The following is a 22220-nucleotide window of genomic DNA, read 5'->3' as shown; positions in this document are numbered from 1 at the left end:
ACGTCGGCGAGGAGCCGGTCGGGCCGTCGCGGTCGTCAGCGGGGAACTCGGGCACTACGGTAAGCGGCACGGGTGTGCCTTCCCGACCGACGTTGGCGCGTCGGCCTTATCTCGAAACCATGATCAGATGATTCGGGAAGGTACACCCCTTCCCGGCAGATCCACAGGTTTCGATCATTGCTCCCGAGGGGGCTCCCCTCCCTGCTGACGCCTACTTTCAACCCGGAGCGCCGACTCCCATACAGAGGCAGTGCGCAGCAGGGTGGGGCTGACGGTGGGTGGTGGAGGGCCCGGACCGAGAGAACGCCTGTGTCGATACCGGGCCGGGAGCCTCTCTGCTAAGGCCGTGCGCCTCGGTCCGGACCCGCCACCACCCGCTTTGCCAAGATCGTGCCGTGAGTCAGCCACAGGAGTCACCGCTCACTCATACCGGGGCCGCCGAGCCCTTACGCAGTGCGCGGGCCTGCGGCCGGCTGGGGCCACGAACTGCTGATCGGATGTCGAGCCGTCGAGCTCTCTCATTAGGGCGTGGCGTGCCCCTGCATGGCTCACCTGGGCAAGGCACTACGAAGGAGACATGTTGACGATCACGTGCGGGATCGACTGGGCGGAGAAGCATCACGACGTCGCCCTGGTCGACGAGACGGGCAAGCTAGTGGCCAAGCGCCGCATCGGCGACGACGTCGACGGATGGCGGACGTTGATCGAGCTGCTGGCCGAGCACGGCGATCGCCCCGAGGCCCGCATCCCGGTCGCGATCGAGACCAGCCGCGGCCTGCTGGTGTCATGCCTGCGCGCCACCGGCCGCACGGTCTACGCGATCAACCCGCTGGCAGTCGCCCGATACCGCGAACGGCACACCGTCGCCCGGTCGAAGTCCGACCACGCGGACGCCTTCACCCTGGCCAACATCCTGCGCGTCGACGCCGAACACCACCGGCCGCTGCCCGACGACTCCGGTGTACACCGGACGTGAGGACACCGGGGAGGCGGCGATCCAGCCGACCACCTCGCCGGTCTCGGTGTCGGCGGCGACGTAGCGCAGGTGCGGAAGCTTGCCCTCGGTGAAGCCCTCCCAGCTGGAGGCGACGGTCTCGAAACTGGCCTGTCCGGTATCGAGACCGGCCTGGTAGATCGACAGCACTTGAGCGGCGTCGGCCTCACGCATCGGCCTGATCTCCAGGCCAGGTCCGATCGCGGGCTTGTGCGCCTGGACGATGGCCGAACGAACGCCGTCACCGTGGTCGGCGGTGAGGCGGATCGAGATGCCGACGAAGCCTGCCTCGCGGAGCAGGTTTCGGTACTCCTCGACTGCCAGCGATCCGGCCACACAGCCCACTCGCTGCTCGGCGGCGGCCCGCCGTACCGGATCAATGGGCCCGTCGGTGACCACGTCGCTCACCCCGAACCGCCCGCCGGGCCGCAGGACGCGGAAGGCCTCGGCCAGGACGGCAGGTTTGTCGTCGGACAGATTGATCACACAGTTAGAGATGACCGCGTCCACCGCCTGGTCTGGCAGTGGGACTGCCTCGATCGTGCCGTGCAGGAACTCCACGTTGGTCGCGCCCGCCTTGGCGGCGTTGGCGCGGGCGAGTTCCAGCATGTCGGGGCTGGCGTCCAGGCCATAGGCCTGGCCGTATGGGCCAACCCTTCGCGCCGACAGCAGCACGTCGATGCCGCCACCCGAGCCGAGGTCGAGCACGGCCTCCCCGGCGCGCAGCTCGGCGACGGCCACCGGGTTGCCGCATCCCAGGCTGGCCCGTAGCGCTCCCTCCGGAAGGCCGTCGGTGTCGTCGTATCCGGCCGTCCCGAAGCAGCCCTGCTCGAACTCCTCCGCCCCGCAGTCGAGGATCACCCGGCCGAGCATCGCTGCCCGAGCCAGCCCGGAGTAGCGTTCGACGATCTCATCGTGAGTCATCGCGACTCTCCTTCACTCGCAGACCGGTGAAGCCGGGACCGGGTTGCCCATCACCACGTCGGCGGCGGTGGGGAAGCAGCTCACACAGGCCTCGTTGATCCGGTACAGACTGGCCGTGCCCTGCCGCTCGACCAGCACGAACCGCAGCTCGGCGAGGATCTTCAGGTGGTGCGACACGGTCGACTGGCCGACGCCGGAGACGCTCACGATCCCGCCCACGGTCATCGGCTCACGGCGGCGGGCCAGCAGTGACACGATCTGGATGCGCGTGGCATCGGCCAGCGCTTTGAACCAGCTCGCGTACTCCTCGGCCTCGGCCCGGTCCAGCGGCTTCGCATCCTTGTTCATCGATAATCGACGATAGTCGATGACATCTCGGAGGGGAACCCCCGCCCAGGAACCGCGAGAAGGTGGGTCGTCGCGTTGGGCGCCGGGTGGCCAGATGACATGGACGGCGGCCCGGCAGAATGGCGCCATGTCTGACATCCCGCCGCGAGCCGCATGCCGCTCGGCAAGAGGGGCGCGAAAAGCTGGACGCGGCCCCGCACACCAGGTGCGGGCGGCAGGGAACGTGAGGGTGACGTGAGCGCAAACGACATCACCGCGTCCGATCGCCGGGCAGGTTCGGTGCCGCTGGTGTTCGCCGCCGGCGCGGCGGTGGGTGTGCTGGGCGGACTGATCGGCCTGGGCGGCGCGGAGTTCCGACTGCCGCTGCTGATCGGCCTGTTTGGCTTCGCGGCGCTGTCGGCAGTCATCTTGAACAAGGCGATGAGCCTGGTCGTGGTGCTCACCGCGCTGCCCGCGCGCCTGGCCGCCGTCCCCTTCGCCGACCTGAACGCGCACTGGACGGTCGCGGTCAACCTGCTGGCAGGAAGCCTGCTGGGCGCATGGGCGGGCGCGTCGTGGGCGGTGCGGATGCGCACCGCCACCCTCTACAAGGTGCTGGCCGCCCTGATGGTGCTCATGGCCGGCGCCCTGGTGCTCACCCACACCACCACCTTCGGCTCCTTGATGCTGCCCGGCCCGATGCAGGCGGCGGCCGGGGTGGCGGCAGGGTTCGGAATCGGCGTGGTGGCCGCGATCATGGGCGTGGCCGGCGGGGAACTGCTGATCCCGACGATCATGCTGCTCTATTCGGTGGACATCAAGACCGCCGGCAGCCTGTCGCTGCTGGTGTCCCTGCCCACCATGCTGGTGGCCTTCGCCCGCTACAGCCGCGACGGCAGCTTCGCCGTCCTGGGCGCCAACCTCCGCTTCGTCGCCATCATGACCGCAGGCTCCATCGCGGGCGCGCTGCTCGGCGGCCTGTTGCTCGGCGTGATCCCCGACCTCGTTCTCATCCCGGCCCTGGCCGTCGTGCTGCTGATCTCAGCGGTCAAAGTGGCCCGCCATCGCCCGCCAAGCATGTGACCGCGACGGACCTGGTGCCTCCCGCGCAAAACCGAAGGGCCAACGGTCAGCGGCCCAGCGCCGCAGGCAGCGCGCGGAGCGTGGCGCGCCCCTAGGGTAGATCGGATGACCCCCGCCTTCCGTCGTTACGTCACCGCCGATGGCTTCAGCCAGTTCGGCACCCAGGTCACGCGCGTGGCCCTCCCGCTGGTCGCGCTGCTGGTGCTGGACGCGGGCCCGTTCGAGCTCGGCCTGCTCAGCGCGGCCGAGATGATCGGCTTCCTCCTCTTCGGGCTGCCCGCCGGCGTGTGGGTCGACCGGTTGCGCAGGAAGCCGATCCTGGTGACGGCCGACGTGCTGCGCGCGGTCGCCCTGGCGTCGATCCCGATCGCCGCGCTGTTCGAGGCGCTCACGCTGGCGCAGCTCTACGCGGTCGCCGTGATCGTCAGCACCGGCACGGCCTTCTTCGACGTCGCCCACCTGAGCTTCCTGCCCTCCATCGTGACCAAGGAGCAGCTGCCCAAGGGCATGGGGACCCTGGAGTCCGTGCGCAGCCTCTCCGTGCTCTTCGGCCCCGGGCTCGGCGGCTGGCTCGTGCAGGCGCTCACGGCGCCCATCGCCATCGTGGTCGACGCGGTCAGCTACCTGATCTCCGCCACCCTGCTGGCGAGCGTCAAGGCCAAGGAGACCCCCTCCGGCGGGCGTGTGAGCCTCATGGAGGGCCTGCGCTACGTGCTCGGCCAGCCCATCCTGCGCCTGATCGGCTTCGTCGGCGCCATGGCCATGTTCATCAACGGCATCTGGGCCATCGTCCAGCCGTTGTACCTGGTCGCCGAGCTGGGCGTGAGCGCGACGGCCTACGGCCTGATGATCTCGGGCGCGGGGGCCGGTGGCCTGCTGGGCGCACTCCTCGCGCCACGCGTGATCGCCCGTTTCGGTCACGGCCCCACGATGTACGGCGCAGCCGTCCTGATCATTCCGCTCAATGTGCTCGTCGCCTTCACCGGACCCGGCTGGCGGCTCGCCCTGTTCCCGATCGGCATGGCGCTCGTCTTCCTGGTCGCGGTCATGTACAACGTCGCCCAGGGCAGCTACCGCCAGGCGATCTGCCCCGAGGCCCTGCGTGGCAGGATGAACGCCAGCCTCCGCTTCCTCATGTGGGGTTCGCTGCCGCTCGGCGGTGTCGTCGGCGGGCTGCTGGGCGAGGTCGTCACCGTTCACCAGCTCCTGTGGATCGCCTGCCTCGGCACCGCGGCGGCCCACCTACCCCTCGTGCTGGCTCCCGCCGTACGAAAGCTCAAGATCACGGACGACGACGGCCGTGTGGACGACGACGCCAAGCAGGACAGCCGCGCGTAGGTCGTCAGGGGCGTCGACCTCACCGAGGCCGACGATGCCTATGCCTAGGTCAACCCCTACGCCGACCTCAATTGGCGGTGCACGCGCTTCCCCGGCGCCGGATGATGGTCGGTCCTTGTCGCAGGTCAAGGTGCTCGTCCTCGCTGCGCTGTGGGCGCTCCACCTTGACCTGCTCCTGCGGCCGACGAGTTCGGCGGCTATCGGGGAAGAGCACGCCGGTGGTCAGTTGGGAGCCTGCTGGCTGGCCTTGGCGGCCTGGGTCTGGGTGTAGCGGTAGGACACAGTTCCGGTTTCGATGATGTTGGAGTTGCCCCGGTTCAGTAGACACATCAGGGCTTGCGACTACGCGGCAGCATAGTCGAGGTCGTGGATGTTCTTGAGCGCGTGTCGACGCTCGTATTCAGTGGGGCTGAGCTGGCTGTTGGCGGAGTGGCGGCGGCGTGGGTTGTAGAACCCCTCGATGTAGCTGAAGAGGGCTCGTTCGGCTTCTGACCTGGTGCGGAAGGCGCGCCGGTCGATCAGTTCGCACTCCAGCGAGGCGAAGAAGCTCTCGGTGATCGCATTGTCGAAGCACGTCCCGGTTCGGCCCGTCGACGGACGGACGCCAGCCTGCTCACAGCGCCGGCCGAAGGCGACCAGCGCCGACAACGCGGCGGCCGAGAGCTTCAACGCCACGCTGAAACGCGAGACACTCCAAGGCCGCACCAGCTGGCCGACCGCACGCCATGCCCGTGGACGTGGCCCTCGAAGAACGCCTCTTGCGAGCAGGTCAGGAACATCCGATGCAGGGCCTTACCCGACCACGAAAGGCGGAAGGAGAACAGGTAGCAGCGAGTCAGCTTGCCGGCCAGCCGGATCCACACATCCCCGAAGTCCACCTCGGCCTCAACACCCGGACGATGAGTCTGCTCGATAAAGCCCGGCACCGGCCCGCGGCCTGCCTCCATCCGGATCTCCGCCCGCCGCTGCCGCACGTAGTCGCGGACCATCGGATAGGAGACCTCCACCGCCTGGTGCTCCTCCACCAGCCGGTTCCGAATGCGGACCACGGTATGCCGCTGCTTGCGCGGGGCGTCCAGATCGGCCCGCAGCATTGCATCGATGACCGGCTTGTAGAGATCCAGCCGCGACGGGCGCGGAGGTGGCTTCTTCCGCTCCGGCGGCCAGGGCGAGGCCAACGCCTGGGCCACCGTCCGCCGATGCACACCGTACTTACGGGCCAGCGCCCGCGCCGACATGCCTTCCAGCCGAGCGTCCCGACGGATCGCCGCGAACAGTTCGGCTTTGCCCTTGTTGGCCATCGGTGCCCCCTCGCCATGCGGAGCACCCCGATCGTCTCACCGGCCGGACGCCCTTGGTACCAAAACTCACCGACAACGTTTTCCGGCTCAGATGGGTGGAGCCCCACCTGACCGACATCTGGTACCAGTCCTCACTTACATAGCCATCCCGAGCCGGATCTGTCGCACAGGTCCTGAGACCTGACACGCCGTCAGCTGTCCTGTGTCCTGTCCCGGGACATGCTTGACGCGTCAGTCCCAGGACATGTTTGACGGGTGCCGTTGTCGGCCGATCTTTCGTGCGTCGTTTGCGGGCGGCGCGCGCCAGGAGGCCAGGATTGGCCCTGGCGGATGTGTCCATTGTCGAGCAGAGGTATCGGGCGGTTCTGACTGTGCTGGCCGGTGGATCGGTGACTCAGGTCGCCGGCGAGGCCGGATGGCCGGGATGGCCGGGATGGCCCGGCAGACGTTGTCTCGGTATCGGGTCGCCGGCTGGCCGTTTTCGTGGATCGCTCGCGGCGCCCTTTGTCGTCTCCGACGCAGATGAGCGCGGAGGTGGAGACGCTTGTGTGTGAGTTGCGTCGGTACGGCGCTGAGGTGGCGTGCTGCTCCATGGCCATCCGGTCGCGACCAAGATCGGTACGCGGCTGGTATGTGATCACGGGCACATGCTTGCCATCTACCGCGTCCGGTGGCACACCCCAGAAACGCAAAAGACCTGCATTTCTGCAGGTCAGTGCGTGTATCACTAGCTAGATCGAGTGTGCCCCCTGCAGGATTCGAACCTGCGCACCCGGCTCCGGAGGCCGGTGCTCTATCCCCTGAGCTAAGGGGGCTCGACGACTGACAACGTTACCAGCATCCGCCCACCACTCTGCACCACGTTAAAGCTCCCGGCACACATCCATCGAAAACCGCACGTGACCCCCTCTCCACGGGTTACCTTGGCGGCCGTGGGCGAGGATCTGGGCAGGGTACTGGTAGTAGACGACGACGAGGTCATCCGGCAGCTCATCGCGGTCAATCTGACCCTGGAGGGGTTCGAGGTGGCGACCGCGACCGACGGCCAGGACTGCCTGGATCGGGTCATGGACGTGATGCCCGATGTCATCACTCTCGACGTGATGATGCCGCGGCTCGACGGCTGGGAGACGGCGTCGAGGTTGCGGACGGAGGAGGGCACCGCGCACATCAAGGTGGTCCTCATCACCGCGAGGGCCCAGGAGTCCGACAGGCGTCGCGGCATGGGGATCGGGGTCGACGCCTACCTCACCAAGCCGTTCGATCCGGCTGAGTTGATCGAGGTCGTCAGGGAGCTGGCCGCGAGGGCGAAGGCCTAGGGCAGGAGTCCCTGTTTGCGGGCGATGGCGGCTGCCTGGGTGCGGGTGGAGGCGTCGAGTTTGCCCAGGATGTTGGAGACGTGGACGCTCACCGTCTTCTGCGCGATGAACAGCCGCTCGCCGATCTCCCTGTTGCCCAGCCCTTCGGCGACCAGTGCCAGCACTTCCACTTCGCGAGCCGTGAGCCCTCCTGTCGAGGTCGCTCCGACGAATCTGGCGCGGCGGCCGTATTCTTCGAGCGCGGTGGCCAGGGGCACGGCGCCGAGCTTCCATGCGGTTTCGCGGGCCTGCGCCCATTCTTCCTGGGCCGCCGTCCTGTCGCCGGTGGCAAGCAGGGCTTCGGACAGCCGCCAGCGGGAGCGTGCGACCTCGTAGACGAAGCCGTAGGAGAACGCCTCGACCACCTCGCGCCACTGGTCGGGGTCGGTGCGGCCGAGGGCGCGTGACCATTCCGCCTCGGCGCGCAGCCGCCACGCTCGGCCTTCGAGGCCCATCTCGCCCCGCTCGCCGTCGGGCCCGGTGGAGGCGGCGTAGCGGGCGCGGGCGATCAGCTCGTCGGCTCCTTCGGTACGGCCCAGCTCGCTCAGCACCGCCAGCCCGGTCGCCGCGACGCGGAGGGTTCCTGGGTCGCTCGGGGTGAGGATGTCCATGACCGCTTCGATGTGTTCGAGGGCGGCGGCGGGGTCGCCGTTCCACAGGGAGTGTTCGGCGGCGAGGCTGCGGGACATGTAGGTGACGAGCGGGTCCGGCCAGAACGGCTGGAGCCAGGCCAGGCGCTCACCGACGCCAGGAAGGCCACGGGAGACCTCGATGAACAGCGCGAACGAGGACAGCACGGACTCGGGGACGGTGCCGACGCGGGTGGGGAAGCCGGCGGCCATGGCCTCGGCGTCGTCCCACTGGCCTGAGACGTAGTGGATGAGGAAGCGGAGGAAACGCAGGTCGGTGCCGTAGGTGCTCCAGGACAGCCCGGTCTCGGCGGCCAGGGCGATGCCGCGGTCGGCGACCTCGGCGGCTTTGTCGAGGCGGCCGAGCTCGTAGTGGACGCGCGTGAGGTTGAACAGGGCGCGCAGGTCGATGGCGAGGTTGCCTGAGGTGCGGGCGGCAGCCGTGAAGAAGAGGTTCTCGGCGCGGACCCACTCGCCGCGCAGCTGGGCGGCGGAGGCGAGGGTGATCAGGGCGCTGGCCTCGGCGTCGGCGGCGCCTGCCGAGCGGGCGGTGGCCAGGGCGCGTTCGGCGAGGGGCTCGTGCTCGGCGTGGCGGTGGCTCCAGGCCAGGCAGCGGGCGAGGGTGGCGAGGGCGCGGGCCAGGACGGCGGGCTCGGTGGCGGTGGCGACGGCGGACTCGGCGACGGCGATGGCCTCGTCCTCCTGGTCCATCTCCGACAGGTAGTTGGCCAGGCGCTCCTGGACCTCGGGGGTCGGCGGGACGGCACGCAGGCGGGCGATGGCGCCGTGGTTGTCGCCGCTGTCGGCGGCGGCGATGGCGCTGCGCATGGCGAGGACGTGCTTGGGCTCGCCCGCGCGAAGCTCGGCGTCGGGTACGCGATCCCAGAGCTCGAGGACCTGGTCGTAGTGGCGGTGGGCTTCGGCGGGGGCACCGAGCCGTTCGGCGATACGGCCCGCCTCGGCGGAGGCGGTGAGGGCGCCGACGAGGTCGTGGCCCGCGAGGTGGTGGTGGGCGAGCTCGGCGGGCGAGGTGAGCCGCGTGGCGAAGGTGTTGTGGAGGCGGGTGCGTTCGCCCGGCAGCAGGTCGGTGTAGACGGCCTCCTGCAGGAGCGCGTGGCGGAAGGCGTAGCCGTAGCCCTCGACCAGGAGCAGGCCGCGCGAGACGATCTCCCTGACGGCCTCCTCGAACTCGCCGACGGGCAGCCCTGAGACCTCGCGCAGCAGCGAGTCCTCGACTCTGCGGCCGGCGACGGCGGCGGCGCGCAGCACCCGCTGGCCCGGCTCGGACAGCAGCTCGACGCGGGACAGGAGCAGGCTGGCGAGGCTGTCGGGCAGGGCCTCACCCTCGGCCATGGCGGCGAACAGCTCCTCGGCGTAGAAGGGGTTGCCGTCGGCGCGGGAGACGATCTCGCCGAGACCGCGCGCGCCCACCTCCCCCAGTGTCGCCACGTAGTCGGACATCTCGCCGGAGCCGAGCGGGCGCAGCTCCACGGCGGTCACCGAGGGCAGCCGCTTGAGCTCGGCGAGCACGGGACGCAGCGGGTGGCGGCGGTGCAGGTCGTCGGTGCGGTAGGTGCCGACGACGCAGACCCGCTCGGACTGCAGCATGCGGCTGAGGAAGACCAGCAGGTCGCGGGTGGAGCGGTCGGCCCAGTGAAGGTCCTCGATGACGAAGAGCACGGGCTGGACGTCGGACAGCATGCCGAGCAGCGACCCGAACAGCCGCTGCTGGGTCAGCCCGGAAGAGGAGGCCGCGGCGCTGCCGTCGTCGAGCAACCGGCCGAGGATGGGGCGGGCGGCGACGGCCTCGGCGAGCGCGGGGTCGCGCAGCGCGTCGGCCAGCGGCAGGTACGGCAGGGCGTCGCCGAGCTCGGCGCACTGCCCGACCATGACGCGGAGGCCGCGCCGGCGCGCCTCGGCGACCAGTTCGGCGGCCAGGCGCGTCTTGCCGATGCCCGCGTCGCCGCCGACGAGGGCGACGCCGGCCCTGCCGTCCAAGGCGTTCTCGAGCACGCGAACGAGCCCGCCCAGCTCAGCGGATCGCCCGATCAGTAGCCCGTTCACCCGGCCACTATGCCACGCCTGGGCGACATTCCGATTGGACCAGGGAACTCACCATCCATTGGTCTATAACTATGGACCAAAGGTCTCATACCTTACCCACATGCTGCTCTTTCTCGCCGCTTCGCTCACGCTGGTCCTCATCCCAGGGCCCAACCACCTCTACATCGCCGCCCGCGGGCTCTCGCAGGGCAGGGCGGCGGCGCTGGCCAGCGCGTTCGGGGTGGAGACGGGAACGCTGGTGCACATCGCGGCGGCCGCAGGCGGCCTCTCGTACCTGATCGCGCAGTCGGCCACCTGGTTCGGGGTGGTGAAGTGGGCGGGCGTGGCCTACCTGGTGTACCTCGGGGTGCGGACGCTGACCAGCAAGGACGAGCTCACGACCCGTACGGCCGAGCCGCAGCCGCTGGGCAAGGTGTTCCTCGAAGGCGTGCTGGTGAACGTGCTGAACCCCAAGGTCATCCTGTTCTTCCTCGCGCTCCTGCCGCAGTTCGTGGACCCGGGCTCGGGCTCTCCAGCGATGCAGATCGTGCTGTTCGGCGGGACGCTGCTGCTACTGGGGCTGCTGTCGGACATCCTGTACGCGTTCATGGCGGGGGCGCTGAGCGGGCGGCTGGCGAAGCGGGCCAGGGGGCTGCGCTACTTCAGCGGACTGGTCTACATCGCGCTGGGCGTCGCGACCGCGTTCACGGGCAGGCGCGCCGCCTGACCCTGCCCCAAGCCGACCCGAGCGACACCGACCGCGCGACGCCGGCCGCGCGACGCGGGCCGCGCGACGCCAACCGGGCGACACGGTGTCGAGCGCGGCAGAGCCGGGTGCCGACGGTACGGCAGGCGCCACGCAACGGTGCGTTGCTATGATCGGCCGCATGGCACCGCGCAAGCAGCAGGAGATCTTCGGCGCGACTCTCGCCCTCCTCGCCGAGCGCGGCTACGAGAGCCTGACCATCGAGGGTGTCGCCGAGCTCTCGGGAGTCAACAAGACGACCATCTACCGCTGGTGGCCGTCCAAGCCCGCCCTCCTCGCCGCCGCCCTGGTCGAGGCCGACGCGCTCGCCTTCGACCCGCCCGACACCGGCACGCTGCGCGGCGATCTGGAAGCCCTGGTCGACAATGTGATCGCGCTCCTCACCGACCCGCCGTCGAGCGACATCGCGGTGGCGGCGCTCGGCGCGGCCGTCCACCATCCGGAGCTGAACGTGCGGGGCTTCTTCGCCGACAGGTTCGCCCGCGAGCGGGAGATCTTCGAGCGGGCACGGGCGCGGGGCGAGCTGGTGCACGACACCGATCCGATGCTGGTGGTGGACCTGCTCGCGGGGGCGGTGTGGGTGCGGGCGGTGTTCAGGGGGGCGCCGGTGGAGCCGGGGTTCGCCGAGCGGGCCGTGTCGGCGGTACTGGACGGGGTGACACCCAGGTCCTGACAAGGGAGGATGTGTCGCGACTCTCGAGGAGCCGCAGTGGTCCGACGCCTGCTCGCCACGTCCCTGGTCACGGTGCTGACCGTCACCGCGTGCACCGCCACGCCCATGACAGTCCCGCGCGCCGCCGGTCCGGTCACCGCCCAGAGCGCCACGAACCCCGCCGAACCGGGCACCGCCCAAGCCGCCCCCAGCCCCGCCGAACCGAGCGCCGCCCGAACCGCCCCCGACCCCACCGGACCGAGCATGGCCCGGACCGCCACGAGCACCACCGAACCGAGTGCCCCTACAGCCCCGGCGACCACGCGGCGGGCCGCGGGCGGGCTCGTGATCGTCAGCGAGAAGAGGGAAGGCCGCCTGGTCACCCTGGAGGTCGACTCCGCGGCCGTCGGCGGGCGGGCTGAGATCCAGATCCTGCTCCCCACCGGCTGGCGTCCGGGAACCGCCTGGCCCGTCCTCTACCTGCTCGACGGCTGCTGCAGGTACGCGGGCACCGCGTGGGTGACCGACGGCCGCGCCGACGAGGTGACCAGGGACGCGAGGGCGATCGTGGTCATGCCGGAGGCGGGCTACGCGGGCTTCTACAGCGACTGGCTCGACGGCCCGCAGTGGGAGACCTTCCACCTCACCGAGGTCCGCGAGCTCGTCGAGCGGAGGTACGGCGGCGACGACAGGAGGGCGATCGCGGGGCTGTCGATGGGCGGGTTCGGCGCCCTGTCGTACGCCGCCAGGCATCCCGGCATGTTCAGGGCGGCCGCCTCCTTCTCCGGCCTGGTCGACGTCGGCAGGCAGGACCTCGACCACCTCACCGCGCGCTCCGGCGACGACCCCGACAAGCTGTGGGGCGACGACCTGGCCGCGCACAACCCGACCGCGCTCGCGGAGAAGCTGAAGGACATCCCCGTCTACGTCTCCTGCGGCAACGGCGAGCCGGGCCCGCTCGACGGCAGGAACACGCCGAAGGACGGCGGCGAGGAGTTCATCGAGAAGGAGAACCGCGCGTTCGTCAAGGCGGCCAGGAAGGCGGGCGTCGAGGTCACCGCGAACCTGTACGGCCCCGGCACGCATCGCTGGCCGTACTGGACGAGAGAGCTGGAGAGGGCGCTGCCGATGCTGCTCGGCGGTCTCAACTGAGGGCGGCGGGGATCCGGTCCAGGGTCGGGTACGGCACCAGCCCGTAGGCGTAGAAGTCGACGGCGGCGGCGCCCGCGGCCTTGGCGCCGCGTACCTTGGCGAGGAGCCTGTCGGCGGTGTCGCTGTCGGGGTGTCCGGGCCGGACGACGGCCCGCACCTCGCGGTCCTTGCCGACCGAGCGCAGGTAGGCGGCAACGTCGTCGGCGACCCTCGCCGCATCGCGGGCGTAGGCCAGGACGCTGAAGGACGGCACGAGGTCGCCGAGCGCGACCAGGTCGACGCCGAGCTGCCACGCGTCGTGCGCGGCCAGGCCGGGCGAGGGCAGGCCGTGCTTGTAGCCCTTGACGGCGCCCGTGGCGTCGACGAACGTGAGCTGCGACCCCTCGGCGGAGACCGCGGCCGACACCTCGGACACCAGGGAGGTGACGGTCTCGGAGCGGGCGCGGGCGTAGTTGACGACGTCGGGCCCGGCGTAGGCGGTCAGCGCCGCCCTGGTGACCTCGCCCTGCGCGGGCGGTTCACCGTCCAGGACCGCGCCGACGATGCGCGAGCACTCGTCGCGGGCGACCTCGGCGTTGACGCCCAGGTCGCTCGCCCTGCGCATGCAGAAGTCGCAGAAGCACAGGGCCATGAGGTAGGCGTCCATGGGTCCCAGCGGGACGAACGAGCGCTCGGCCTTGAGCGGGCGGTAGTGCAGCGACTCGGCGACCACGCTGTCGACGCCCAGCCTCGCCACGGCCCTGGCCAGCGCGACGGCGTAGAGCCTCACGTCGGGGTGGGCGGGGCACAGGTCGGTCGGGTAGCCGCGGTCGCCGAAGCAGTTGCGCACGGTCACGTCGGGGTGTTCGACCCCGATCGCCTCGTTGCGCAGGAACACCGTCCAGCCGTGGAACTTCAGGCCGCGCGAGGAGCAGGCCTCGCGCAGCCCTTCGAGGACGTCGAGGTGGCCGGGGGCGGGCCGCAGGCGCAGCTCGCCGAACAGGTCCTCGGGCAGCGGGAAGTGCGCTCCGTCGTGGCGGAGGGTGAGCCTGGACAGCCCGTGCGGGGTGACGTCGCGGGTGCGGTGGTGCACGACGCCGACGGTCACGCCGCCCACGCCGTAACCGCGGATCCTGTCGAGCGTCTTCTCCATGCCCTCGCTGCGCAGATCCTCGGCGAAGACGTACACGGAACTGTCCACAGGCGAACCCTACGCGCTCTTGTGCGCGACGAAGTCGATCTCCACCAGGATGTTCATCAGCTCCGAGCCGACCGTGGTCCTGACGGGGTACGGCTGGGTGAAGTAGGACTTGTAGACCTCGTTGTAGGCCGGGAAGTCACGGTGCAGGTGCTGCAGGTGGACGGTCGCCTTCACCACGTCGTCGAAGCCGAGGCCGTGGGCGGCGAGGACCGCGCCGAGGTTCTTCATGGTCTGGTGCGTCTGGGTCTCGATGTCGTCGCCGACGATCTCGCCGGTCCGCGGGTCGAGCGGGCCCATGCCCGAGGTGTAGACGAAGTCGCCGACCACGAGGCCCTGCGAGTAGGCGCCGACGGGAGGAGCGCCGTCGGCGGTCCTGAGTTCCTTCTTCACCGGATCTCCTAGAAGTGGGTGTTGATCGTGCCGACGACGGTGTAGTCGTCGTCGACGAGGGGGAGCACGCGCCACTTGTCGAAGGCGGTGCAGGGGTGCGAGATGCCGAACGCGACCAGTTCGCCCACTTCGAGCGTGCCCTGGACGACGGTGTGCTGGTCCTGCATCTTCACCACGGTGAGTCCTGGTCTGCGCGGGACGGGCAGGCCCTCGTCGTAGGGGGCGTCGCGCTTGCCCATGCCGATGATCGCCAGGCCGGGCTCGGGAGTGGACAGCACGTGCGCCCAGATCTCGAAGGCCGGCTCGAGCGAGCCTTCGACGCGGTTGAAGGGGGTGCGCTCGCGGTAGTAGCCGTCGTCGTGGGTGACGTAGGCGCCGGCTCTGAGGATGATCCTGGTCTGGGCGGTGACGAGCTCGCGGCCGATCACGTCGAACCACTGGCTGCCGCCGACGCTGAGGATCGGCGCCCTGAGGTAGTCGACGGCGTTCTGCAGGATCGCCAGATATTTCCTGACGTCCTCGGCGGTCTTCAGCGCCCCCTCGTACCCGGCCACGCCCGCGAGTTCCACGTCCTCGGTCGCCTGCGCGTAGGCCGCGAGGTCCAGCAGGTCCTCGAGCTTCCTGCACCCGGCCCTGCCGCCGTGGTGACCCAGCTCGACCAGCACGGGGAAGGGCCGCGTCCCCGCGTGCCTGGCCAGGATGTCCACGCCCGCGCGGGAGTCGGCGAAGCTCACGAACTCGAAGGAGGGGTCGCGGTCCAGCTCGGCGGCGGCCCAGGCCAGCCCCGCCGGATCGACGACCTGGTTGGCGACCATGATCCGCGACGCGCCGAATCCGCGCACGGTCATCGCCTGGCTGGGGGTCGCGACCGTCAGCCCCCACGCGCCCGCGTCGAGCTGCATCCGGGCGATCTCCGGTGACATGTGGGTCTTCGCGTGGGGCGCGAGCAGCATGCCGTGGTCGCGGGTGAAGGCGGCCATGGTGGCGATGTCGTGCTCGAGCGCGCTGCGCTTGACGACCATCAGCGGGAAGGTGAACGCGCCACCGAACACGGGCTGTCCCAGGAAGTCCGCCCCCGACCGAATCCCCTTCATCGCACAGACCCTACCTTTCCGCCGCGGACCGCGATTCTCACGGGCCTGTCCGGCCCCGTCCTGTACGGCAAGCCGCCCCACGCGCCTGCGTGGTCACCGGCGCGCGCCCGCCGAAGGGACGCTCCTCGTGCGCGCGTGGCCGGGCGCCGCGACGGCGACAGGGCGGCGTGCCGTACGGAAGGTCACGCGGTGGGGCGCAGCGCGCGTCCAGGGGTGAGGCCGGTCAGGGCGCCGCGCGACAGCACCCGCACCCCCGACACCAGCACCTCCGAGATCCCGGTCGCCGGTGTGCGCGGCGCGGCGTACGTCGCCAGGTCCGCCACCGTCGCGGGATCGACCACCACCACGTCGGCCACCAGCCCCGGCCGCAGCAGCCCCCTGTCGAGCAGCCCGAACCTGCGCGCCGGGTGCGAGGCCAGGTGCACCGCGGCCTGTTCCCACGTCCAGTCTCCCAGCTCCCTGACGTGCACGCCGAGGAAGCGGGCGAACGCGCCCCAGCCCCGCGGGTGCGGGTGCCCGCCGACGTAGATCCCGTCGGAGCCGCCGGTGTGCGCGGGGTGCCGCAGGATCCGCCGCACCGACTCCTCCCCTTCGGGCCCCTCGTCGGGCCGCGCCACCACGCATCCCGCCTCCAGACGCGTGTCGACCAGCAGCCTGCGGCAGAACTCCGCCGGGGTGACCCCCTTGCGTCCCGCCGCCTCCACGATGGTCAGGCCCTCGGCCCACTCCTCGCCTGGCGCGTGGGACACCGTCAGCCGCGGCCACAGGTCGTCGAGGGTCGGCCACCAGTCCTCGAGCGAGGACGACTCGAGCACGTCGAGCGCCCTGTCGACCTCGGCCGCCGGCACCTGGGGCGGCAGGACGATCATCGCGAGGATCGTGCTGCCGCGCAGGTAGGGGTAGGTGTCGAAGGTGAGGTCGATCCCGCCGGAGAGCGCGTCCTCGACCAGCGGCAGCAGTACGTCCGCGGGGCCGTGCAGGTGGGAGACGTGCATCGGCGCGCCCGAGGTCCTGGCGATCTCGACCACCTCCGCCATCCCGACGCCCGCGCCGGTGCCGTAGGCGCGCATGTGGGTGACGTACGGCAGCGCGCCGAGCGGCCGGCAGAGCGCGGCGAGCTCGGCGGAGGAGGCGTTGCGCCCCGGCAGGTACTCCAGGCCGCTCGACAGCCCGACCGCGCCCTCGGCGAGGCCGCGCTCGACGTGGCCGAGCATCAGGGCGAGCTGCTCGGGCGTGGCCTGCTCGGAGGAGGCGCCCATGACGTCGTAGCGGATGGTGCCATGCGGCAGCAGATAGGCGGTGTTGAGCGCGGTCGCCCTGTCGTATCCGGCCAGCAGGTCGGCCACGCCGGCCGCGTCGTCGAGAAAGGGGTGCACCCCGTTGACCGCGGCGAAGTAGCGGGTGGCGTAGCCGACGGTCGCGGCCGAGCCTGGCGCGTAGGACAGGCCGTCCTGCCCGAGGACGAAGGTCGTCACGCCCTGGCGCAGCGCCGCCAGCTGCACCTGGCCGTCGAAGACGAGCGCGTCGCCGTGGGCGTGGCAGTCGATGAAACCCGGCATGACCAGGTGTCCCGTGGCGTCGATCAGCTGCCCCGCGTCGACCTCCTCGAGCCGGCCGATCGCGGTGATCCGCTCTCCGGTGATCCCGATGTCCGCCCTGAACGCCGGAGCCCCGGTGCCGTCGAGCACCCGCCCGCCACTGATGACCACGTCGAACGTCACACGCAGATTCAACCATTACTCTGATTTGCTGCATTTCTTGCGCCGCATTTCATGGGAGAAACGCAGGTTGCGGGACTCTGTCTTTTTACTCGAGGAGTTTCATGCGCGCCGTGGCCGGACTCGCCGCCGCCGTCGTTCTCGTGGGAGGCGCGGGCTGCGGATCCTCGGCGGGGGGACCGCCGGCCGCCCCGACGGCTGCCGCACCGGCTGCCGCGCCATCTGCCGAGCCGCCTGCCGCGAGGAGCACGGCCGCGGCGCGGGGCGTCCCCTTCGGCAGCCACCGCGTCGCCTACGCCAAGGGAACGCTGCGCCCCACAGGCGACCGTCGCACGCTCGACGAGCGGGTGCGCGCCTTCTACGAGGAGTGGAAGGCCGCGTTCGTCACCGCGAAGTGCGGCTCCCTGCAGGTGATCTCGCCCGACGCCGACCACCCTTACGTCGGGGAGGCGCAGGGCTACGGGCTGGTGATCGCCGCCACCATGGGCGACAGGCCGCTGTTCGACGGCGTGCTGCGCTACGTCGAGGCCCATCCCTCGGTGAACGACCCCGATCTGCTGGCCGCCGAGCAGGACAGGACGTGCACGAGCGTCAACGGCTCCGACTCGGCCACGGACGGCGATCTCGACGTCGCCTACGGCCTGCTCATGGCCGATCGGCAGTGGGGCGGCGACTACCGCGCGAAGGCCGTGAAGCGCATCGCCGCCATCAAGGCGTCCGAGGTGAACCCCGACACCCGCCTGATGAAGCTCGGTGACTGGGCCACCTCGGACGACCCGCTGTCGAAGGTGTCACGCACCTCCGACTGGATGCTCGACCACTTCCGCGCCTTCGAGAAGGTCGACCCGGAGTGGCGGGCGATCCGCGAGGCCCACCAGAAGGCGATCGCCGCCTTCCCCGGCCTGCTGCCCGACTTCGTCAAGGACGGCAGGGCCGTCAAGGGCGAGGTGCTGGAGAGCGAGCACGACGGCGACTACAGCTGGAACGCCCTGCGCGACCCGTGGCGTATCGGCGCCGACGCGGTCACCAGCGGCGACCCCGCCTCGACCGAGGCGGCCCGCAGGCTGTCGCGGTGGGTGTCCGGCAGGACCGGCGGCGACCCGGAGAAGATCGCCGCCGGTTACCGGCTCGACGGAACCCCCATCGAGGAGGGGCCCGAGCCCGCCTTCGTCGCCCCGTTCGCCGTCGCCGCCCTCACCGACCCGTCCGCGCAGCCCTGGCTGGACGCGCTGTGGCGGTCGATGACCGCGGCGAAGCCGGGCAGGGAGGACTACTTCGCCGCGACCGTCCGGCTCCAGTCCATGATCACCGTCACCGGCAACCACTGGGTCCCCTGACCGGCCAGGGGCCGTGTCAGCCCCTGCCCGAGGCGGTGGCGCAGGTCGTGTTCGGCACCACGGGGTGCTTGGCCAGCAGGGCGCGGGCCTCGGCCCTGGCGAGGTTCCAGCCGTTCCACGCGTCGGTCTCGGCCAGGCCGTTGACGCGGACCACGTCGGCGAGGACGCAGCTGCGCAACGGCTCGGGGAGCCGGTCCAGCTCGGGGACGGCCTCCGCGCCGAGGTCGCCGACGTAGTCCTGGTCGATGCGCGCCACTCCCCTGATGTCGACCTGGGTCCTGGCGACCTGGAGGTCGGGGTTCCAGACGGCGAACGTCAGCAGGCCCAGCCCGGTGATCAGGACGATGGTCCTCGGCAGCCACGCCGAGCTGCGGCCGGCCAGCCGTACGCCGCCGGCCACGAGGACGGCGGCGAACACCGCGCCGAGCCACCAGATCGTGGCAGCGACCGAGGCGCGCAGGCGCGACAGGCCGTAGGCGTCGGTGTAGAGGTCGAGGCGATGCATCGCGGAGACCAGGATGACCATCGTGAACGCGCACAGCACGCCGAGCAGGATCGCCAGCGCCCAGCGGTCGCCGCGCTCGGCCCGCACGACGCTGCTGACCACGGCGACGATGGCGAGCACGAAGACGCTCACGACCATGAGCTGGAAGAAGCCCTGCCTGGCGTAGGCGGCGTACGTCAGGCCCGTCGTGCGCAGCAGCCAGGCGTTGCTGCCGAACAGGGCGGTGACCTGGACGGCGACGAACGCGGCGAACAGCAGGTTGAGCCCGGTGAGCGGCACCACCCACAGGCTGCGGTTCAGCCTGGTCCTGAACGAGGGGCTGACCGGGTCGGAGACGGGACGCATGGCCACCAGGACGGCCGCGGCCATCAGCACGGCGAAGACCACGAAGACGAACAGGCGCAGCGGGAGCGTGCCGGCCCACTCCGGGGCGGTGAGCAGCCGGTCGAGGAAGGAGGCGAAGACCTTGTCCGCCGAGGCGAACAGCAGGCCGAACACGACCAGGAGGACCGCGGTGATGCCGAGCCCCGCCACGAGTGGCATGACGCGCCGCCGCGCGGTCAGCGTCTTCAGCGGGCCCGCGAGGAACCAGGGGACGGGGAAGACGGCCAGGGCCACCGAGATGCCGCCCCTGATCAGCGCCAGCCAGCCGCGGCCCGCTCCGGAGACGGCCAGCGCGCCGAGGCCGAAGGCCGCCGCCAGCAGCGGCATCACCAGCCAGTCCGCGTCCCTGACCGCGACCATCGCGACGAGCGCGTAGGCGATGAGGCCGAAGGCGAGGGTCCACGGGGTGGCCCTGCGCAGGACGGCGGGCAGCGCGGCCGCGCCGAGCACGAGCGCGACCAGCGCGATGCCCAGGCCCGCCCTGGCGTACGGCAGAGCGACGGCGGCGAACACGCCCACGCCCAGCGCGGCCGGCAGCAGCCAGCGCGGCGTGTCGGGAAGCTCGGGCCTGGGGAACAGGGGTGGCGGCACGTACGGCGGCGCGGGCGGCCTCGGCCCCTGCGGCGGCCCCCCTGCCCAGACGCCTCCGGCCGCGCGGCCCTCGGCCACAGGCCGTCCAGCCGGATGGCCTCCGGCCGAGGGTGCTCCTGCCGAGGGGGCGTTTGCCGAGAGGGCCCCTGCTGAGGCGGCCCCTGCTGAGAGAGCTCCTTCCGAGGGGCCTACCGACGAAGGGCCTACCGCCGAGCCGCCCGGCGCGGGACCTTCGGCCGCGGGACTCGTGGCCGCGGCCCCCGCGAGGACGGGTCCCTGCATGGGCGCCGGATGCGCGGGGGGTGGCGGCAGGTGGGTCATCGCCGGGTACGGCGGAGCTAGCGCCTGCCCCCTGGCCGACCCGATCGCCGAGCCGACGGCCGCCCCCGTGGCGCTGACCACCAGCATCACGAGGATGCTCGCCGCTGTCCCGAAGAACAACCCGATGAAGAACGCCAGGAACAGCCCGATGAGGAAACCGGCGGCCAGGCCGACCACGGTCCACAGCATGGTGCGCCCCACCGAGCCCGCCGGTCTGGGCTGCGGCTGCGGGTGCACAGGGACCTGCCAGGTCGGGGCCGGCTCCCACCGCGGCTCCCTTAAGGGCTCCGTCGCCTCGGCGGGACCCTCCTCCACCGGGTCGCCCCCCTTGTCCTGTGGATCTTCCCGAGGGTCCGCCTCGGACCTCTCGGGGGTGTGGGCGATCCCCAGTCGCGCCAGGTCGGGTTCCATGGTGATCCTCTCTGGAAGGTCGACGACCATGCGGCACCCCTCGCCGCCGTCGATGTGGATGGATCCTCCGTGCAGTTCGACGATCTCTTTCACGATCGCCAGGCCGAGCCCCGAGCCCCCCGCGTCGGCGGCCCTCGCCGCGTCGAGTCTGGAGAAGCGCTCGAACACCCTGGTCCGCGCTCCCTCGGGGATGCCTGGGCCCCTGTCGGCCACCAGGAGCCGCACCCCCGTGCCCTGCCTGTGCGCCGACAGGGTCACCAGGCCGGAGCGGGGGCTGTGCCGTACCGCGTTGTCGAGGAGGTTGGCCAGCACCTGCGCCAGCAGGTCGGGATCGGCCCGCACCACCAGGCCTGGCGCGCAGACGGGCCTGATCGTGACGTCGTCCCTCGCCATGGCCGCCTCGCGGGCCGCCTGTTCGAGCAGGGGCTCCAGCGCGACGGGCTCCGCCTCCAGGAGCCGCACGCCCGAGTCGAGCCGTGACAGGTCCAGGAGCTGGGCGACCAGACGGCCCAGGCGCTCGGTCTGGGCGAGGGCGGTGCCCATGGTGACGGGGTCGGCGACGGAGACGCCGTCGACCACGTTCTCCAGGACCGCGCGCAGGCCCGTGATGGGCGTGCGCAGTTCGTGGGAGACGTTGGCGACCAGCTCGCGCCGCTGCCTGTCCACCTCGCCGAGGTCGGCGGCCATCGCGTTGAAGGCCCTGGCCAGCTCGCCCACCTCGTCGCGGGAGGTGGCACGGACGCGCAGCGTGTAGTGACCCTTGGCGACGGTCTGGGCCGCGGAGGCGAGCTGGCGCAGCGGCTTGGTCATGCCGTGCGCGAGCACCTGCACCATGATCAGCGCGAGGATGCTGGCGACGGCGATCCTCGCCTCGCGGGACGCGCCGGCGTTCAGCCCGACCTCGTTGACCACGAACGCCGTGCCCACCGCGAGGACGATGACGATGCCCAGCTTGACCTTGATGCGACCGAGGAAGTCGAGGGGCCTCATCGGCGCACCAGGGCGTAGCCGACGCCGTGCACGGTGCGCACGACGTCGGAGCCGAGCTTGCGGCGCAGCGCGCGGACGTGGCTGTCGACGGTCCTGGTGGCGGCCGCCTCGGAGAACCCCCACACGTCCGAGAGCAGCCTGTCGCGCTCGAAGACCTGGCCGGGACGCTCGGCCAGGCGGCGCAGCAGGTCGAACTCGGTGCGGGTGAGCTGCGCCTCCGTGCCGCGCACGAACACCCTGCGGGCCGCCGTGTCGATCTCGACCTCGCCCACCCTGATCACGGTGTCCTCGATCGCCAGCTGGGCGGCCCGCTCGACCCTGCGCAGCAGCGCGTGGATCCTGGCCACCAGCTCGCGCATGCTGAACGGCTTGGCGAGGTAGTCGTCCGCGCCCACGCCGAGCCCGACGAGCACGTCGGTCTCCTCGCCGAGCGCGGTCAGCATGAGGACGGGCACCGGCCGCGCCGCCTGCATCCTGCGGCACACCTCCAGGCCGTCCAGTCCCGGCAGGAGCCGGTCCAGGATCACCAGGTCGGGTTCCGCTCTGCCGTACGCGATGAGGGCCGCTTCGCCGTCGCCCGCGACGCGCACGTCGAAGCCTTCGGCGGCCAGCCGGTTGCGTACGGCAAGCGCGATCGTCTCGTCATCCTCCACCACGAGGATGCGTCGCTGGTCTGCCACGGACAGCAGCGTAGAAGGGACGTGTGCAGACGACACTCCCCAAGATGTGCAC

16 protein-coding genes, 1 tRNA gene and 3 pseudogenes are annotated in these 22220 nt (G+C 71.1%); 8 read left to right on the top strand and 12 right to left on the bottom strand.

All coding sequences use genetic code 11. From position 1 onward, the window contains the following. Positions 1-577 precede the first annotated feature (577 nt). Positions 578-958: pseudogene (locus tag ACFSKW_RS10100) on the top strand (IS110 family transposase); the annotation flags it as partial. Positions 959-1282: 324 nt separating this feature from the next. On the opposite strand, the pseudogene ACFSKW_RS10095 reads toward ACFSKW_RS10100, so the two are convergent. After that, positions 1283-1867, bottom strand: a pseudogene (locus tag ACFSKW_RS10095) (methyltransferase domain-containing protein); the annotation flags it as partial. Positions 1868-1930: 63 nt separating this feature from the next. Continuing rightward, entirely contained in the window at positions 1931-2266 is a 336-nt protein-coding gene (locus ACFSKW_RS10090) for an ArsR/SmtB family transcription factor (RefSeq protein ID WP_379571495.1), read from the bottom strand. Positions 2267-2500: 234 nt separating this feature from the next. Between ACFSKW_RS10090 and ACFSKW_RS10085 the strand changes: the two genes are divergently transcribed. Continuing rightward, positions 2501-3328, top strand: a complete 828-nt coding sequence (locus ACFSKW_RS10085; protein ID WP_379571493.1) for a TSUP family transporter — start codon at positions 2501-2503, stop codon at positions 3326-3328. A gap of 105 nt (positions 3329-3433) precedes the next feature. Next, complete coding sequence (locus tag ACFSKW_RS10080; protein WP_379571491.1) at positions 3434-4666, top strand: MFS transporter; 1233 nt, start codon at positions 3434-3436, stop codon at positions 4664-4666. Positions 4667-5008: 342 nt separating this feature from the next. Here ACFSKW_RS10080 and ACFSKW_RS10075 read toward each other — a convergent pair. The 3 genes and pseudogenes from ACFSKW_RS10075 to ACFSKW_RS10065 all read right to left on the bottom strand — a co-directional run. Continuing rightward, a pseudogene (locus ACFSKW_RS10075) lies at positions 5009-5302 on the bottom strand (IS3 family transposase); the annotation flags it as partial. Positions 5303-5331: 29 nt separating this feature from the next. Next, entirely contained in the window at positions 5332-5967 is a 636-nt protein-coding gene (locus ACFSKW_RS10070) for a hypothetical protein (RefSeq protein ID WP_379571489.1), read from the bottom strand. Between the two features lie 743 nt (positions 5968-6710). Continuing rightward, a tRNA-Arg gene (locus ACFSKW_RS10065) sits at positions 6711-6782 on the bottom strand. Between the two features lie 117 nt (positions 6783-6899). Between ACFSKW_RS10065 and ACFSKW_RS10060 the strand changes: the two genes are divergently transcribed. After that, positions 6900-7286 carry a response regulator transcription factor gene (locus tag ACFSKW_RS10060; protein WP_379571487.1) on the top strand — a complete coding sequence of 129 codons (387 nt, stop codon included), beginning with the start codon at positions 6900-6902 and terminating at the stop codon, positions 7284-7286. Here the strand turns inward: ACFSKW_RS10060 and ACFSKW_RS10055 are convergent. After that, a complete protein-coding gene (locus tag ACFSKW_RS10055) occupies positions 7283-10018 on the bottom strand; it encodes an ATP-binding protein (RefSeq protein ID WP_379571485.1) in 2736 nt (911 codons plus the stop codon). The two genes, ACFSKW_RS10060 and ACFSKW_RS10055, sit on opposite strands and share 4 nt — an antisense overlap. A gap of 100 nt (positions 10019-10118) precedes the next feature. Between ACFSKW_RS10055 and ACFSKW_RS10050 the strand changes: the two genes are divergently transcribed. The 3 genes from ACFSKW_RS10050 (at position 10119) to ACFSKW_RS10040 (ending at position 12567) form a co-directional block, all read left to right on the top strand. Continuing rightward, positions 10119-10724 (top strand): LysE family translocator, encoded by a 606-nt coding sequence (locus tag ACFSKW_RS10050; protein WP_379571483.1) that lies wholly within the window; start codon positions 10119-10121, stop codon positions 10722-10724. 160 nt (positions 10725-10884) lie between these two features. Further along, entirely contained in the window at positions 10885-11436 is a 552-nt protein-coding gene (locus ACFSKW_RS10045; protein WP_379571481.1) for a TetR/AcrR family transcriptional regulator, read from the top strand. A gap of 36 nt (positions 11437-11472) precedes the next feature. Next, positions 11473-12567 (top strand): alpha/beta hydrolase, encoded by a 1095-nt coding sequence (locus tag ACFSKW_RS10040; protein WP_379571479.1) that lies wholly within the window; start codon positions 11473-11475, stop codon positions 12565-12567. Here ACFSKW_RS10040 and ACFSKW_RS10035 read toward each other — a convergent pair. The 4 genes from ACFSKW_RS10035 to ACFSKW_RS10020 form a co-directional block, all read right to left on the bottom strand. After that, positions 12560-13747 (bottom strand): hypothetical protein, encoded by a 1188-nt coding sequence (locus tag ACFSKW_RS10035; protein WP_379571477.1) that lies wholly within the window; start codon positions 13745-13747, stop codon positions 12560-12562. The two genes, ACFSKW_RS10040 and ACFSKW_RS10035, sit on opposite strands and share 8 nt — an antisense overlap. Before the next feature lie 9 nt (positions 13748-13756). Beyond that, entirely contained in the window at positions 13757-14137 is a 381-nt protein-coding gene (locus ACFSKW_RS10030) for a RidA family protein (RefSeq protein WP_379571475.1), read from the bottom strand. A gap of 8 nt (positions 14138-14145) precedes the next feature. Next, positions 14146-15231, bottom strand: coding sequence for an alanine racemase (locus ACFSKW_RS10025; protein WP_379571473.1), 1086 nt, complete (start codon positions 15229-15231; stop codon positions 14146-14148). Between the two features lie 182 nt (positions 15232-15413). Then, the gene (locus tag ACFSKW_RS10020) at positions 15414-16952 is read right to left on the bottom strand and encodes an N-acyl-D-amino-acid deacylase family protein (RefSeq protein WP_379571471.1); all 1539 of its coding nucleotides are present in this window, start codon (positions 16950-16952) and stop codon (positions 15414-15416) included. 101 nt (positions 16953-17053) lie between these two features. Here ACFSKW_RS10020 and ACFSKW_RS10015 point away from each other — a divergent pair, with 101 nt between their 5' ends. Continuing rightward, positions 17054-18286, top strand: coding sequence for a glycosyl hydrolase family 8 (locus ACFSKW_RS10015; protein ID WP_379571469.1), 1233 nt, complete (start codon positions 17054-17056; stop codon positions 18284-18286). A gap of 16 nt (positions 18287-18302) precedes the next feature. On the opposite strand, the gene ACFSKW_RS10010 is transcribed toward ACFSKW_RS10015, so the two are convergent. Together ACFSKW_RS10010 and ACFSKW_RS10005 are read right to left on the bottom strand one after the other, a co-directional pair. Further along, positions 18303-21488, bottom strand: a complete 3186-nt coding sequence (locus ACFSKW_RS10010) for a DUF4153 domain-containing protein (protein WP_379571467.1) — start codon at positions 21486-21488, stop codon at positions 18303-18305. Then, positions 21485-22168 (bottom strand): response regulator, encoded by a 684-nt coding sequence (locus ACFSKW_RS10005; protein WP_379571465.1) that lies wholly within the window; start codon positions 22166-22168, stop codon positions 21485-21487. The genes ACFSKW_RS10010 and ACFSKW_RS10005 overlap by 4 nt, the downstream gene beginning before the upstream one ends. Positions 22169-22220 lie beyond the last annotated feature (52 nt).

The organism is Nonomuraea mangrovi, assembly GCF_042681425.1.
Classification (GTDB): Bacteria; Actinomycetota; Actinomycetes; order Streptosporangiales; family Streptosporangiaceae; genus Nonomuraea; species Nonomuraea mangrovi.
This window is presented reverse-complemented; position numbering and strand designations above follow the sequence as displayed.